This window comes from Chitinophaga sp. 9-1-y (genome assembly GCF_059511905.2).
This window is the reverse complement of sequence record NZ_CM197955.1, coordinates 2431381-2446342: the sequence shown is the minus strand read 5'-3', so window position 1 is coordinate 2446342 and position 14962 is coordinate 2431381. Positions and strand designations below refer to the sequence as shown.

The window sequence follows — 14962 nt, the reverse complement described above, 5'->3', positions numbered from 1 at the left end:
GCTGCTCCAAATACTGATTACAATCAGTAGTCAATTGGATTATCATCATTATAGATTGCTAAAAATCATTTCTATATTGCAGGCATGAAATGGATTACCCGCGAACGTCCTAAGATTGACCGGCTGGCCTGCCCCTGGCTGATAAAGCGTTTTGTAGATACCGCAGCCGTGTTTATTTACGTTCCATTTGACCAGGTACTGGCCCGGGCGGAAACCGAAGGTGCCATTCCTTTCGACATCGCTGGGGTTGAATACACACACTACGAAGATCAGTGTACCTTCGACTACATTATCAAAAAACATGGCATCGAAGATGCCGCCGTACATATAATGGCCCCCATTGTACGCGGTGCGGATACAGACCGCCACAATCTCGCCACACAGGCATCCGGGTTATGGGCTATCTCTGCCGGGTTGGCTTACAATGAATCCGACGACCTGGTGCTACTCGAAAAAGGTATGTTATTGTACGATGCCCTGTACAGTTGGGCTAAATACCTGCAACACGTAAAGCACACCCAGCAGCCATTTGAAAACCAGCTCATCGACATTTTTAAGCAATTCATTCAGCAGGAAAAAGACAGCCGAAAAATACCCGGCTGGGCCAAAGAACTGAAAGAGATCATCCAGGACCAGATAGATACCAACCTCAATCTGAGTCTGAAAGGCTTGTCAGAAACATTGCAAGTCCACCCGGCCTATCTTTCACGGGAATTTTCAAAGTACTTCGATGACCTGTCTTTTGGCGATTATATCCGCAAACTCCGGATAGACAAAGCAGTCCAGCTACTAAGCACAACAGAACACTCCCTCACTGAAATTGCTTACCTCACCGGCTTTTCAGATCAAAGCCATTTTACCCGTATATTTAAGAAGTTTACAGGTAGAAGTCCGTCTGCCTACAAAAAAGGGCTGGCTAAAAAGTAAAAAACAGACCAAACCTTACTATTCATTCTATTTTTTAGATAGTAGCAATCGGAACTTGCAGATATAAATCCAACATCATGAAATGGATTACCCGTGAGCGTCCTAAAATAGACCGTATTGCCTGCCCCTGGTTAATATCCCGCTTTATTGACCAGGAAGCAGAAATCATCTACGTACCAACCGGTCAGGTATTGGAAAAAGCAAAGGAATATAACGCCATTGCTTTCGATATCCCCGGAGTTGAACATTCCCATGAAGGAGAATATTGCTCGTTCGATTACTTCCTGAAAAAATATAAGCTGGACGATCCGGCCCTGCTGCAATTAGCCATCATCGTTCGCGCCGCTGATACCAACCGGTTCGACCTTGCACCACAGGCAGCAGGGTTATGGGCTATTTCAGCAGGCTTGTCCTACAACCACCAGGACGACTACCAAATGCTGGAAGTAGGAAAGAAGATGTACGACGCGCTATATAGCTGGGCAAAATACCGCCAAACTGAAAAACACAAATGGACACAAACACCCCCTCAAAATGGACAGTAGTAGCACAACAGTACCGTACAGCCTCCGTGACCTGATCATCTATTTTGTAAAACTGGGTACCTGGGGGTTCGGTGGCCCCGTTGCCCTCGCAGGGTACATGCAGCGCGATCTTGTTGAAAAGAAACAGTGGATTAGCGAAGAAGACTACAAAGAGGGGCTGGCCCTGGCACAATTGGCCCCCGGACCGTTGGCTGCGCAACTTGGGATATATATGGGGTATGTTCATTATCGCCTGCTGGGAGCAACACTGGCCGGGTTGGCGTTTGTCCTCCCTTCTTTTCTGATGGTACTGGCGCTTGGATTTATCTATGTCCGTTGGCAGGGCATTCCGTGGATGCAGGCCGTTTTCTACGGGGTTGGTGCTGCCGTCATCGGCATTATTAGTACCAGCGCATGGAAATTGACCCGTAAATCCGTAGGCAATAGCAAAATGCTGATCACAATTTATATAGTTGCCGCAGCCTACACTGTATGGAAGGAAAACGAAAATATCTGGTTGTTCCTTGGCGCAGGAATTATCTATTGGCTCATAAAAGCGCCACCTACCAAATTATCGTTTCTTCGCAAAGCAGCTGCCATACCAAAATTATTCATTCATCCGATATTACTGAACGTCCCCCAGGCTACATCCGGGAAAACCATCTGGCAAATACTCCTCTATTTTACCAAAGCAGGAGCGTTCGTGTTTGGTAGCGGCCTGGCTATTGTACCCTTCCTCTATGGAGGCGTAGTAAAAGAATATGGCTGGCTGAATGAACAACAGTTCCTTGATGCCGTAGCAGTGGCAATGATCACCCCCGGTCCGGTAGTCATTACGGTAGGATTTATAGGATATCTTACCGCCGGTTTTTCCGGTGCCTGTGCTGCCGCATTTGGTACTTTTTTCCCTTGTTACCTTTTCACAGTACTCCCCGCACCTTATTTCAGAAAATATGGTAAACACCCCGGTATTAAAGCCTTTGTAGATGGAGTTACCGCCGCTGCAATTGGCGCTATCACCGGCGCCGTAATCGTGTTGGCGAAACGATCACTCATTGATGTATACACTGTGAGCATTGCGTTTGTTGCCATCATCCTTCTCCGGCGATTCAAAAAAATACCAGAGCCAGTTATTATTTTAGCGGGGGCTTGTGCAGGGCTGCTATTGAAAACCTTCTTAAAAACATGAACACCCTTTGCTATAAATACATCACGAATGAATGCTTTTAATAAAAATAAATTAATACTGGCTGCCGCTGTTATTCTCTCCCTCAACGTGTACGCACAACAAAAGCCACTACATATAAAGGAGGTGCTGTCCCTGGTGCAGTCCTCCCAACCACAAATGAGGGCTTATGAAGAACAGGCAAAAAGTAGTCAGTACAACGTGAAGCTGGCAAAAAACAGCTTGCTGCCGGACGTGAACATCGGTTATCAGGCAGGATACGCCACCTATAACAATATCACCGGCATGAGTTACCCCGGATTGATACTGCCCATCAGTGGGCCTCCTTCTGCCGGCAATACTTACGACCCTGTGCCGGGTACCGCCGCCGGTGCATTGGTGAAATGGAATCCCCTGACTTTCGGACAAAGGAGTGCTGCCATCGAGAAGGCTACCGCACAATACAAACTGGCTAACAGCACCTACAACGATGCCTTGTTTCGTCAACAGTACGCGGCATTATCTGTTTACCTGGATGCCGTGTATCTGCAAAAGCTGATGCAAACCTATCAGGCCAACATCGACCGAACCTATGCAGGATTACAACAATCGCTGGTTTTCACCAGAGAAGGGCTGCGCCCGGGAATAGATACTACTCAATTCCAATCAGCATTAGCACAGGCACAAACAGATTTGTTGATGGTGCAGCGGCAATATTATGCCCAATTGACTGAACTCACCAGGATAACCGGCCTGCCTGATCAGCCCGACAATATTATATTAGCCGATACTACGCTGCTTAGCCTGTTACCTCAAATAGCTGATACGACAGCCGGTCCGTCAGCCAATCCCGTATATCAATACTACCAGGTGAAGAAAGAAGTGACACAAACATCCTTGAAAGAAGTGGAACGCATTTGGCGGCCGAAGCTTGATTTATGGGCCAATGCCTACGCAAGGGGTTCCGGCGTTCAGGCAGACGGTACAATAGACAAGGCAGACGGTTGGTCTCTTTCCCATAGAAATTATGGTGTTGGTATGCAAGTCAGTTTTCCCATCCTTCAATTTTCAGAAGTGCGATTGAAAAAGAAGCAATACACTGCCATACTCAAAGCTGATGAAGCGCAACTGGATCAGGTCACATTAAACCTGCAAAAACAGAAAGAAGCCGCCCGATACAACTACCATCAGAATATCCTGATAACAAAGCAGGCAGTAGTACAATCACGGGCTGCAAGATTTGCCTTCGACGGTTTAAAATTAAGTTATACCAGTGGGTTAATCGACTTCACCCGGTTAATTCAGGGCCAGTATGATCTACTCAGGGCTGAAACAGGAGAAGCGGGAGCATTCGTACAGGCATGGCGGTCCCTGTTGGATATTGCCATCGCAAACGGTCAACTGACAACATTTACAGACAATTTGAAATAACAACATAAGCATAGCATATGAAGCTAATCCGTTCGGCATTACGGCATCCCGTCACCATCCTGGTCGCTGTTTTGTCCATTGTGTTTTTTTCTTACCTCTCCATCCGGCAGGCGAAGGTGGATATTTTTCCACGTCTGGGATTACCGGTAGTCTATGTGGCGCAGCCATACGGAGGTCTGTCACCCGAGCAGATGGAAGGTTTTGTCACCTCTTACTACGAGTATCATTTCCTATATATCACCGGCGTTAAATCTGTCGATTCCCGAAACATACAGGGTGCCGCCATCATCAAAATTGAATTTAACGAAGGTACCGACATGAGCCAGGCCATGGCTGAAGTAGTAGGATACGTAAACCGCGCCAGAGCATTCATGCCACCCGGCACAGTCCCCCCTTTCATTACCAGGTTCGATGCCGGCAGTGTGCCAGTGGGGCAATTGGTATTCAGCTCAGACAGCCGTTCATTGAGTGAAATATCTGACCTCGCGCTTTTCCGGGTACGCCCTATGTTCGCCACTTTACCGGGAGTATCTGCGCCACCTCCTTTCGGAGGAAACCAGAAAACAGTACTCATCACAATAGATCCTGATAAACTACGGAGCTACAACCTGGCGCCCAATCAGGTAGTACAGGCCATTGCAAAATCAAATACTATATCGCCCGCCGGGAATGTACGCATTGGAGATTCCACCTATATCACGCCGCAAAACAGTGTTATTGAATCATTACAGGATTTACAAAATACCCCCCTCCTGTTGGGTGCCGGCCCTGCTGTATATGTAAAAGACATCGCCAATGTAAGCCTGGGGGCCGATGTTACCACCAGCTATGCGCTGGTCAATGGTAAGCGCTCTGTGTATATCCCCGTTATCAAAAGAGCAGATGCTTCCACATGGGACGTAGTGCAGCGGGTAAAAGCTGCATTGCCCGACATGCAGGCTGCCATACCATCCGATATAAAAGTGACCTATGCATTCGATCAATCCGGCTATGTGATCAATTCATTGAAAAGCCTGTTGTTTGAAGGTGGGCTGGGCGCGATCTTAACCGGGTTAATGGTGCTGCTCTTCCTGGGAGATAAGCGCAGCGCGCTCATCGTCATCATGATCATTCCCCTCGCATTGCTTTCCTCTGCTATCTTGCTGTACCTGACGGGGCAAACCATTAACATCATGACATTGGGCGGCCTTGCTTTGTCCGTCGGTATTTTAGTGGATGAAGCCACCGTTACCATAGAAAATATTCACCGGCATATGGAAACGGGCAAAACCAAAGCCCGCGCCATTGCTGATGCCAGCATGGAAATAGCAGGCCCCAAATTATTGATCTTATTGAGCATCCTCGCGGTATTTGTTCCTGCGATGTTTATGAACGGCGTCCCCAAAGCGATGTTCCTGCCGTTATCGCTGGCCGTTGGTTTTGCGATGATCGCCTCCTTCATTTTATCCCAAACATTCGTCCCGGTAGTTGCTAACTGGTTGTTTGAAACATCATTGCCTGCGAAAGAAAAAGAAAAGCAAGGGTTTTTTGACAGGTTAAAACACCGGTATGTGTCTGCCGGTGATCGCAGGAAATCCAGCTTCCGGCTAGATACCGTGTTATTTCTCCTGCTATCAACCGGGCTGGCAATACTACTTTTCCTGTTTACCGGTACCGAACTTTTTCCGCAAACCGATAGCGGTCAGGCACAGGTACGTCTGCGGTTGCCGGTTGGCACCCGCTTTGAAAGAACAGAAGATGCCACCCGGAAACTGCTTTCGCTAACAGACAGCCTTGTTGGTAAACAAAACGTAGAAATCACTTCTGCCTTTATTGGTACCCAGCCTTCCAGTTACCCGGTGAACTACATTCACCTATGGACAAGCGGGCCGCAGGAAGCCGTACTAAAAATAAAACTGAAACGCGGCGCAATGCCTATTGCCACGTTCAGGGAGAAGCTAAGAGCAGCAGCAATAGCCGCTATTCCAGGCATAAAGCTATCGTTTGAACCCGGTGATATCGTGGAACAGGTATTAAACCTTGGCAGCAGTAACCCGATAGAAATTGCGGTAGTAAACAAAAATCTGGCGGAAGGGAAAAAGACCGCGGAACAACTCATCGGAAAGCTGTCGGCCATTCCCTCCCTGCGCGATCTTCAAATAGCTACTCCGACAGACTATCCCGCCATCCGGTTAGAACTGGACCGCGTGAAAGCAGGTCAGCTGGGCCTTACCAGTGAACAGATCGCACGATCTACAGTGGCGGCTACCTCTTCCAGTCGTTTCACCACGCCCAATTACTGGCTGGACAAGGCCACCGGTACAGCCTACCAGGTGCAGGTACAGTATCCTGAATTTAAAATGAACAGCACCAGCCAGCTGGAAGCAATACCCATTTCCGGTGGTAGTGGCAATACACACTATCTCAGCGAAGTTGCCAGCTGGAAGCGGGTAACAATGCCCGGAGAATACGACCGGCTCAATCAACAGCGGTATATCACCATCACTGCCAACGTACATAAACAAGACCTGGGCACTGTCTTTAAACAGGTGAAACACACCATTGCCAGCATGGGGCAGCTGCCCAACGGCGCTAAGATCATTTTGCGCGGACAACCGGTCCTGTTACAGGAAACCCTTACCAGCCTACAGTTTGGTTTGCTGGTTGCCATTGTAGTTATTTTCCTGGTGATGGCAGTGTACTTTCAATCTTTCCGTATAGCCTTCACCGTATTATCGATTATTCCGGCAGTGGTGGCAGGTTCACTACTGCTTTTATTCCTGACAGGTAATTCACTCAACATACAATCTTACATGGGGGCCATTATGGCGGTGGGCGTGGCTATTGCCAATGCAGTACTGTTCATTACCAACGCTGAATATTACCGGAAAAACAACATCGATCACCCACAACTACAGGCTGCCGAAAACCGGCTCCGCCCCATCCTGATGACCAGCGCCGCTATGATCGTCGGCATGATTCCGATGGCATTAGGGCTGTCTGAAGGTGGCGATCAAACTGCACCACTGGGCGTTGCTGTAATTGGAGGTTTGTTATTCTCTTCCATCAGCGTACTATTCTTTCTCCCACATGTTTATCAGTGGGTAGCCGGAAGAAAACCCTACAAATATGTATCACTGGACCCTGACGATGAAAAAAGCAATTACTATGACAAACAATCATAAAATATTAATCAAGCATATGCGGATAATCACTTCCATCATTTTCCTGCTCATTTTTTCAGCGTGTGGCAGTCATTCACCGGCGCCGGCTGCAAATGCCGACACACCGGTAGCTGACACCGTGCCGGTATTCATTCTGAAACAGGACACATTGAAAAAAGCAGCAGAATTTACTGCCGAACTGGTACCCTACGAAAATGCCGAACTGTTTGCCAAAGTCCAGGGCTTTGTCAAAGAAATGAAGGTAGACATGGGAGACCGCGTAAAGAAAGGCCAGGTGTTGGCAGTCATTGAAGCGCCGGAAGTAAACAGCCGGTTGGCAGAATCTGAAGCCTCCCTGCAGGCCGCCAAATCAAAATGGGCATCCAGTAAAGATAATTATGAAAGATTATATCGTGCATCGCAGGCCAACACACCCGGTATCGTTGCACCGGTAGACCTGGAACGTAGTCGTAACCAGATGCAGGCCGACAGCGCCACCTTTGTGGCCGCAGGGCGGCAGGCGCAATCCTACAAAGCAGTGTCAGGATATCTTTACATCATCGCACCTTTCGATGGCGTTATTACCGCCCGTAAAGCTGACCCCGGCGCACTGGTAGGTACCACTGCCATGCTACTAACCATACAAAACAATAACGTATTACGTTTACGTGTAGCCGTTCCTGAGATATATGTCGCCACCGCCGGAGGCCTTCATAACATTGATTTCAGAGTAGATGCCTATCCTACGGAGCGTTTCAAAGCAGTGCTTACCCGCAAGTCAGAAACAATAGACCCTTCTACGCGTACCGAACTATGGGAATTTAAAGTAGACAACAACGATCACCGGTTAAAAGCAGGGGTTTTCTGTTATGTAAAAATTCCGCTGGAAAGAAATACGCCGTCTTTCGTGGTTCCCTTTTCATCCGTGGCTACCACGCAAGAAAGGAAATTCGTTATTCGGGTAAAAGATGGAAAAGCAGAGTGGGTGGATGTTCGGCAGGGTATGACTGTTGATGCAGGCGTAGAAATATTCGGCAACATAACTGCCGGAGATACGCTGCTGAAGAAAGCAACAGACGAAAGAAAACCCGGCAGCACCGGCTTATGGATGCTAAAGAAATGATTTTAAAATCCTTGTACAATAAAAAAGGTCCACTTCCGTGGACCTTTTTTATTGTAGCTGTCGTACCAGAAACTGGACCCGGACCTACAAAATTAAAATCCTCCCGAACGCCTGGAAAGAAAGCGGTTAAGAAAAATCTTAGTCCCTCAAAACTTTCGTCAGGTATACGGTAAAAGAACTCTTTACACTTACCTTTTTCGAACCACGGACATTACCGTTAAAAGGCGGAAGCTGTTCTCCTGTTGACGCGCCTTCAACAGAATCAGGATTTTCATCATAAGCGGCATTAAAACGAAAACTACCCACAAGCTTTACATAATCTCCAACATCCTGTATCTGCGTTAAAGTAAGATATACCTTGCTGTTAGCACCATTACTATCTGTATCGAAATAACTTTGGTACATTGTTGTACTGTAGGTTTTAGTTTTGACATCATTCTCTACTACGAATGAACCAAAACCACCTGTTTGCTCAACGCCTGTTTGAAGAGCTACCGGCATCACAATATTGGCCTTATAAGAGGTTCCATCTTTTCCGACTACAGTACCGCCAACAGTAAGCGGACTGACACTGGTTTGAGTGAATTTCAGAAACCCGAGTGCTACATCCTCTTCCCCGGATACCTGGATGCTTTTACGCTCGTCGCCGGATATTTCAGCAGATACCGCATTAACATACTTATTGTTGCTTGTCGTCACCTTTTGCGCCTGGCTGCTTTCACTAATATTCAGTAAGCCTGTAAAAAGGATACCACAAAGAAATTTACGAATCATTTTTGGATAGATTAAGGCGCAATGATAAGCAAATAAATCAGCAACCATGAATCTGCATGTTATAAATTAAAAGAAGATATGGAAGCCAAATAACACAATTTTCTGCTTCGGGGATATTTAAAAAAGAAGTGTCAAAGCACTTATCAGAAACTGAAGAAATCCGGAGCATTTGAAATAAGGTTAAGCAGAAGAAATTAACGTAGAAGCAATAAGGTTCTTTAACTCCTTACGACAATAACAGTATGCAAACTTCCTATAAATAAAAAAGGTTCACTTTCGTGAACCTTTTTAAACTTTGGTAGTAAGGTGCCCACTAGGGGAATGTTATCGAACCAAATGTTACTGATTTTGAAACGTTTATCCTATAATTATTAAATAAAGTGACTTGTTTCCGATCGACTTGTAAAATTTAGAAATTGAAATAGGCAGTTATTCTATAATTTTTTAAGGTGTTTAAGGATTATAAACGTGTACCAGGGTTCGGCGCAATACCATTCCTGACCATCTACTAGTCGCTTAACAGTTTTTGATTCAACTAATTTCTTTGGCGAAGCGTTTTTTATAGATGCAGGGAGTATTTATTGTTGATCACTTCAAAACTCTCGGCAGTGCTGAGAGTTTTGAAGTGATCGGAATAAAGCCAAGGAAAAGTTTTCTATCACCAGCTTATCCGTTGCTGAAATCGTCGATGAGCTGGGCTTCGAACATCCGCAGAGCTTCAGCAAATTGTTTAAAAGCAAGACTAACCAAAGTCAGCTGGCGTTCAGGGCAGGGTTTAACTGAGCCGCCCGATTTTAAGTGTTGTTTATGGTATGGGCGCGTCCCCTGTATAGGGCTTATGCATCCAATGCAGCACATGTGCAGTTGGTAGCCTTCGCAATCATAAAAAACGCGCCGCTTCAAAACCCCATACCGGGGCCGGGCTATTCGCTATTACTCCTCGCTCGTGCCTCGCTGCGGGGGAATTGCTGCTATCCCTCGCTACGGGGGGAATTCTGTTTTCAAATGTATCCATATTTAGCTATATTTGCATAATGTGCAGATTAATTTACATCTTATGAAGATCAATCGCCTCAAAAGTGTTTTGGCAGAACACTCTAAAACAAGCAAGTGGTTAGCAGAACAATTGAGCAAAAATGAAACCACTATTTCACGTTGGTGTACCAATGAGGTACAACCATCTGTAGAAACCTTGACAGAAATTGCTAAACTTCTAAAAATTGACGTACGGGAATTATTAAACCCTACAAAATAATATTATGACACTTGCAGAATTCTTAAAAGATTCAAACTATAAACTTACACAGTTTAATACAGCGCTTATTCAGAGATTTGAACAGTCTGTTTTTATAAAACAAGTCAAAGTAAAAGAGGTTCCATATATCAACTGCATAATCCGTAAAAAGGAAATGAAGCTGACACCTGAAGAAGCAATCAGGCAATTATACCTAATGGTTTTAACGGAGGAGTTAAATTATCCATTAGATAGGATTGAACTGGAATATGCTGTTTCCTTTGGCCGTGAGAAAAAACGAGCTGATATTGTCGTTTTCGATAAGGATCGTAGCACTTCGCCTTACATTATGGTGGAGCTGAAAAAGCCGAAACTTAAAGACGGTAAGGAGCAGCTTAAATCATATTGTAATGCTACCGGTGCACCAATTGGCGTTTGGACCAATGGTGATTCTATTTCTTATTACCATCGCAAAGACCCTAATTATTTTGAGGATCTATCACAATTACCTAATGCTAACGAAAAACTCTCAGATGTTTTAAAAGAACGTTGGACAATAGATGATTTGTTAGCAAAAGACAAGTTGGTTACTGAAAGAAAATCGTTGAAAGATTTGATTTTAGAAATGGAAGATGAAGTATTGGCAAATGCAGGTGTAGATGTCTTTGAAGAGCTGTTTAAACTCATTTTTACCAAGCTGTTTGACGAGATGCAAAGTGGCAGGAACAAGACACGTTTATTAGAGTTTCGTAACTATGGCGATACCGAAACAGAACTGAAGGAAAAAATACAAAACTTATTTGATAAGGCTAAGAAGAAATGGGAAGGTGTATTTACGGACGATGCCAAACTAATGCTTACTCCTTCGCATCTTTCTGTATGTGTGGCATCACTGCAGGATGTGAAATTATTCAACTCTAACCTTGATGTGGTAGATGAAGCATTTGAATACCTCATCAATAAAAGTAGTAAAGGAGAGAAGGGACAATACTTTACGCCACGTTATGTGATTGACATGTGTGTAAAAATGTTAAACCCACAGGCACATGAAACCTTAATTGATACCGCTGCCGGGAGTTGTGGATTTCCTGTACATAGCATTTTCTATGTTTGGGAGCAAATACTGAAACAAAAAGGGTTAGACAAAAGCCATTTATTTACCCTGGAAGAAAAACCTCAGGAATGTACAGACTATGTAACGGATAAAGTATTTGCGATTGACTTTGATGAGCGTGCTGTACGTGTAGCCCGTACCTTAAACCTGATAGCGGGTGATGGACAAACCAATGTACTACATTTAAATACTTTAGACTGGGAACGCTGGGATGAAAAAACAGAAGATGAAGATTGGATAGACACCTATAATGAAGGTTGGAAAAAGCTGAAGAAATTACGTACTCATAAAAACAGCAATCAAGATTTCCAGTTTGATCTACTCATGGCTAACCCACCTTTTGCAGGGGATATCAAAGAAAGCAGGATATTGGCTAAGTATGAACTGGGGAAGAAGCCGGACGGTAAATACCAAAGTAAAGTAGGCCGCGATATTTTGTTTATAGAACGTAATCTGGATTTTCTAAAGCCTGGAGGCCGTATGGCGATTGTATTGCCTCAGGGCCGGTTTAATAACAGTAGCGACAAACATATACGGGATTTTATAGCGGAGCATTGCCGGATATTGGGCGTAGTAGGATTGCACGGCAATGTTTTTAAACCCCATACAGGCACCAAGACTTCTGTATTATTAGTACAAAAGTGGGATGACAAGCTATGTCCGAAAAAAGAGGATTACCCCATCTTTTTTGCCACGATGCAAGAACCTAGTAAGGACAATAGCGGTGAAAAGGTTTTTGTACGTAAAAAAGACTTCCCCAAATCTGCGCAGGAAACAGGCGATGAAAGTTTGGTAGAAGAACCAGTAGATGTATATAACGAACTACCCCAGAATCTGGATGAATACCTCCTCGACACACATGGCCACCTTATTGTAAAGCATGATTTATTTAATCATGATCACCTCACGAGAGATGGCATAGCAGAAGCATTTATTGAGTTTGCCAAAAAAGAACGATTAAGTTTTTTTTAAACCGCCCTTTCAGCGAACAGCGGTATAAGCAGTTGTTGGAAGGGCTTGAAGTTTCAATCTTAAATCTCAAAGATGTTCTTATTGAAAACGCCAATAAAAGAATCGATAGTGAATATTTCAAAAAGCAATTTTTACAATTTTTTCAAAATGTTCCGGATCTACGACCATTAGGAAGTCTCGTGAAAGATGGGTACAGGGTTGTTTACGAAAACACAAAAATCATAGACAAAGAAGAAGCGAAAGAAAAAGATTTTCCAATATTTCTTCAAGCAACAGATTTAGAAACCCCTTTCATAAGAACAGATAATTTATTTCACGTTGATGATACAGATTGGGAGCGATACCCCAAAGGTAGAATAAACAAAGGCGAAATACTTATTGAGGTAAAAGGTAAAATAGATAAAGTTGCAATAGTACCTGATGACTTTCCTGAAAAAACACTTGTAACAGGAAGTTTATTTAAACTAACTGTAAACGAAAAAATAAGTAAGAATATTTTATTGACTTATTTGATTTCAAAATATGGTGTTGCGTTTAAAGATAGGTACAAAACCAATTTATTGATTTCGTTTGTTAGCAAACCGGATTTGTACAGAATCCCCGTTCCTACTTTCAGTAAAGAGTTTGAAAACAAAATTGATGATATATATACGAAAATTTTCAGCTCTCAAAAAAAATCAAAACAACTTTACATCCAAGCCGAAAACCTATTATTGGAAACTTTGGGCTTACAAAGCTTTCAACCTTCAATAGAAGCTGTAAATACAAAATCACTGAAAGAAAGTTTTTTGAGTTCAGGGCGTTTGGATGCAGAGTACTACCAACCAAAATATGAGGATTTGCTTAACCAACTTACGAGCCTAAACCATAAATCATTAGGTTCAATAGTCAATATTAAAAAATCTATTGAACCTGGTTCTCCTGCATATCAGGAGTATGGAATACCATTTGTGAGAGTCTCTAATCTCAATAAATTTGGTATTTCTGAGCCTGAAATTCATTTAGACGAAAAAGAATATGGAAATATAATCAAACCGAAAAAAGACACTATTTTACTTTCCAAAGACGGTTCTGTAGGGATAGCTTACAAAGTTGAAGATGATTTAAACTGTATTACCTCGGGAGCAATTTTGCATTTAACAATAAAGGATAAAGACATATTACCTGATTATTTGACATTGGTATTAAATTCTTTTATTGTCAAAATGCAGGCAGAAAGAGATGCCGGGGGCTCGATCATTCAGCATTGGAAACCATCAGAAATCCAGGAAGTGATCATTCCTATAGCCGATAAGGATATTCAAAAGCAAGTTACTCAATTAGTCCAGGAAAGCTTTGCGTTAAAAGTAGAAAGTGAAAAATTACTAGCTGTAGCTAAACGGGCCGTAGAAATTGCTATTGAGGAAAGTGAGCAAAAGGCAATGGTATTTATAAATGAAAATAGTTAAGGGATGGCTGATAATAGATTTACAAATTGGCAAAATTCCATTGACATAGATTATTTGTCTTTATATATCAAGACTTGGTTTGCTTTTTTATCGACTGTCCATGAATTACATCCTGAAGCTATAAATGGTAGTGGTGACGGTAGCGTTATTTCTATTTATAAGAATAATGTTGGTATCCCTGCAAAATTTGTAGATGTAATGGTTCCTCATATTCATAAAGTTTATACAATTGGAGATAACATCATACCAATAGACGTGCCCAAAAGCTATTATGTAAACTATTACAACACAAATAAAGGCTATACTCTAGATGAGGAATACCAATTGACAAAATATAAAATAGTTGATGGACAAAGAGTATATTTTAAATCATATATTAAGATTGAGTATAAAGATAAATTATCAGGTCAAAATAATCCAAATCTACTCATTACTATAAAAAGTGATCAACCAAAGTTCAATGAAAACCTTGCATGTTATCACGTTACAGTAAATATAGAATTGAGTAAATTCATTGACCAAGTAGGAATAGATGGTATCAATAATATCTTCAAGTCTAAAGATGAGTGTATTGGATTAATCGAAACATCCTTAAAAAATGAACTGTATAATATTGTTAATGAACTAAAAATCGAAGAAGATGAAAAAGAAGAGCGCAAAGGATATTGTAATGGGTTGTTAGTTCCTCTTATACAGGTCTTAAGACAGAATTTCTCTAATGATGATTTGTTCACTCATTTGCCATTGAAAGGTTTCCCTGAAGCATATGATATTGACGTAAATAAAATAAAAGTTTTAAATTGGTTTATTTCATTCAATTATCAAATCCGAAACTTATTATTTCATTCTCTTATTGATCCTTTTAATCCGCAATGGCTTAGGTTATTTAAGCATGCTTATTTAGCGTTAAAAGAATTAGTAGAGCATAATATTGAAAAAATAGACGACAATCAAGCAATAGTAGAATAGATCATGCGGTTCTTCAAAAACAATAAACAAACCCTTTCCGTAATAAAGGAAATACCCTTTAAGTTGGAAAAAGATATTCAAACACTGTTTGAACAAAATCTTGAACTGGTTACTAATCTAACATTGATCAAGTCTGAA

Annotated in this window: 11 protein-coding genes and 1 pseudogene; 11 read left to right on the top strand and 1 reads right to left on the bottom strand. The window is 42.7% G+C overall.

The features are described from left to right. Positions 1-84: 84 nt before the first annotated feature. From AC5ZC7_RS09750 to AC5ZC7_RS09725, 6 genes are all read left to right on the top strand, one after another. The gene (locus tag AC5ZC7_RS09750; protein WP_496159500.1) at positions 85-927 is read left to right on the top strand and encodes a chromate resistance protein ChrB domain-containing protein; all 843 of its coding nucleotides are present in this window, start codon (positions 85-87) and stop codon (positions 925-927) included. A gap of 77 nt (positions 928-1004) precedes the next feature. Continuing rightward, a complete protein-coding gene (locus tag AC5ZC7_RS09745; protein ID WP_496159501.1) occupies positions 1005-1472 on the top strand; it encodes a chromate resistance protein ChrB domain-containing protein in 468 nt (155 codons plus the stop codon). Next, positions 1462-2640 (top strand): chromate efflux transporter, encoded by a 1179-nt coding sequence (locus AC5ZC7_RS09740; RefSeq protein ID WP_496159502.1) that lies wholly within the window; start codon positions 1462-1464, stop codon positions 2638-2640. Before AC5ZC7_RS09745 ends, AC5ZC7_RS09740 begins: the two co-directional genes overlap by 11 nt. Positions 2641-2667: 27 nt before the next feature. Further along, on the top strand, positions 2668-4047 hold the full coding sequence (locus AC5ZC7_RS09735) for a TolC family protein (protein WP_496159503.1): 1380 nt from the start codon (positions 2668-2670) through the stop codon (positions 4045-4047). Between the two features lie 17 nt (positions 4048-4064). Then, entirely contained in the window at positions 4065-7211 is a 3147-nt protein-coding gene (locus AC5ZC7_RS09730) for an efflux RND transporter permease subunit (RefSeq protein ID WP_496159504.1), read from the top strand. Between the two features lie 16 nt (positions 7212-7227). Beyond that, positions 7228-8313 carry an efflux RND transporter periplasmic adaptor subunit gene (locus tag AC5ZC7_RS09725; protein ID WP_496159505.1) on the top strand — a complete coding sequence of 362 codons (1086 nt, stop codon included), beginning with the start codon at positions 7228-7230 and terminating at the stop codon, positions 8311-8313. Between the two features lie 138 nt (positions 8314-8451). Here AC5ZC7_RS09725 and AC5ZC7_RS09720 read toward each other — a convergent pair whose 3' ends face one another. Next, positions 8452-9135, bottom strand: coding sequence for a hypothetical protein (locus AC5ZC7_RS09720; protein WP_511911474.1), 684 nt, complete (start codon positions 9133-9135; stop codon positions 8452-8454). Positions 9136-9723: 588 nt separating this feature from the next. On the opposite strand from AC5ZC7_RS09720, the pseudogene AC5ZC7_RS09715 reads away from it, so the two are divergent. From AC5ZC7_RS09715 to AC5ZC7_RS09695, 5 genes and pseudogenes are all read left to right on the top strand, one after another. Beyond that, positions 9724-9870, top strand: a pseudogene (locus tag AC5ZC7_RS09715) (helix-turn-helix domain-containing protein); the annotation flags it as partial. Positions 9871-10144: 274 nt separating this feature from the next. Beyond that, entirely contained in the window at positions 10145-10342 is a 198-nt protein-coding gene (locus AC5ZC7_RS09710; RefSeq protein WP_496159507.1) for a helix-turn-helix domain-containing protein, read from the top strand. A 4-nt stretch (positions 10343-10346) separates the two neighbouring features. Beyond that, a complete protein-coding gene (locus tag AC5ZC7_RS09705) occupies positions 10347-12407 on the top strand; it encodes an N-6 DNA methylase (RefSeq protein ID WP_496159508.1) in 2061 nt (686 codons plus the stop codon). A 35-nt stretch (positions 12408-12442) separates the two neighbouring features. Next, positions 12443-13855 (top strand): restriction endonuclease subunit S, encoded by a 1413-nt coding sequence (locus AC5ZC7_RS09700; RefSeq protein ID WP_496159509.1) that lies wholly within the window; start codon positions 12443-12445, stop codon positions 13853-13855. Positions 13856-13858: 3 nt separating this feature from the next. After that, positions 13859-14824 carry a hypothetical protein gene (locus tag AC5ZC7_RS09695; RefSeq protein ID WP_496159510.1) on the top strand — a complete coding sequence of 322 codons (966 nt, stop codon included), beginning with the start codon at positions 13859-13861 and terminating at the stop codon, positions 14822-14824. The last annotated feature ends 138 nt before the right edge of the window (positions 14825-14962 follow it).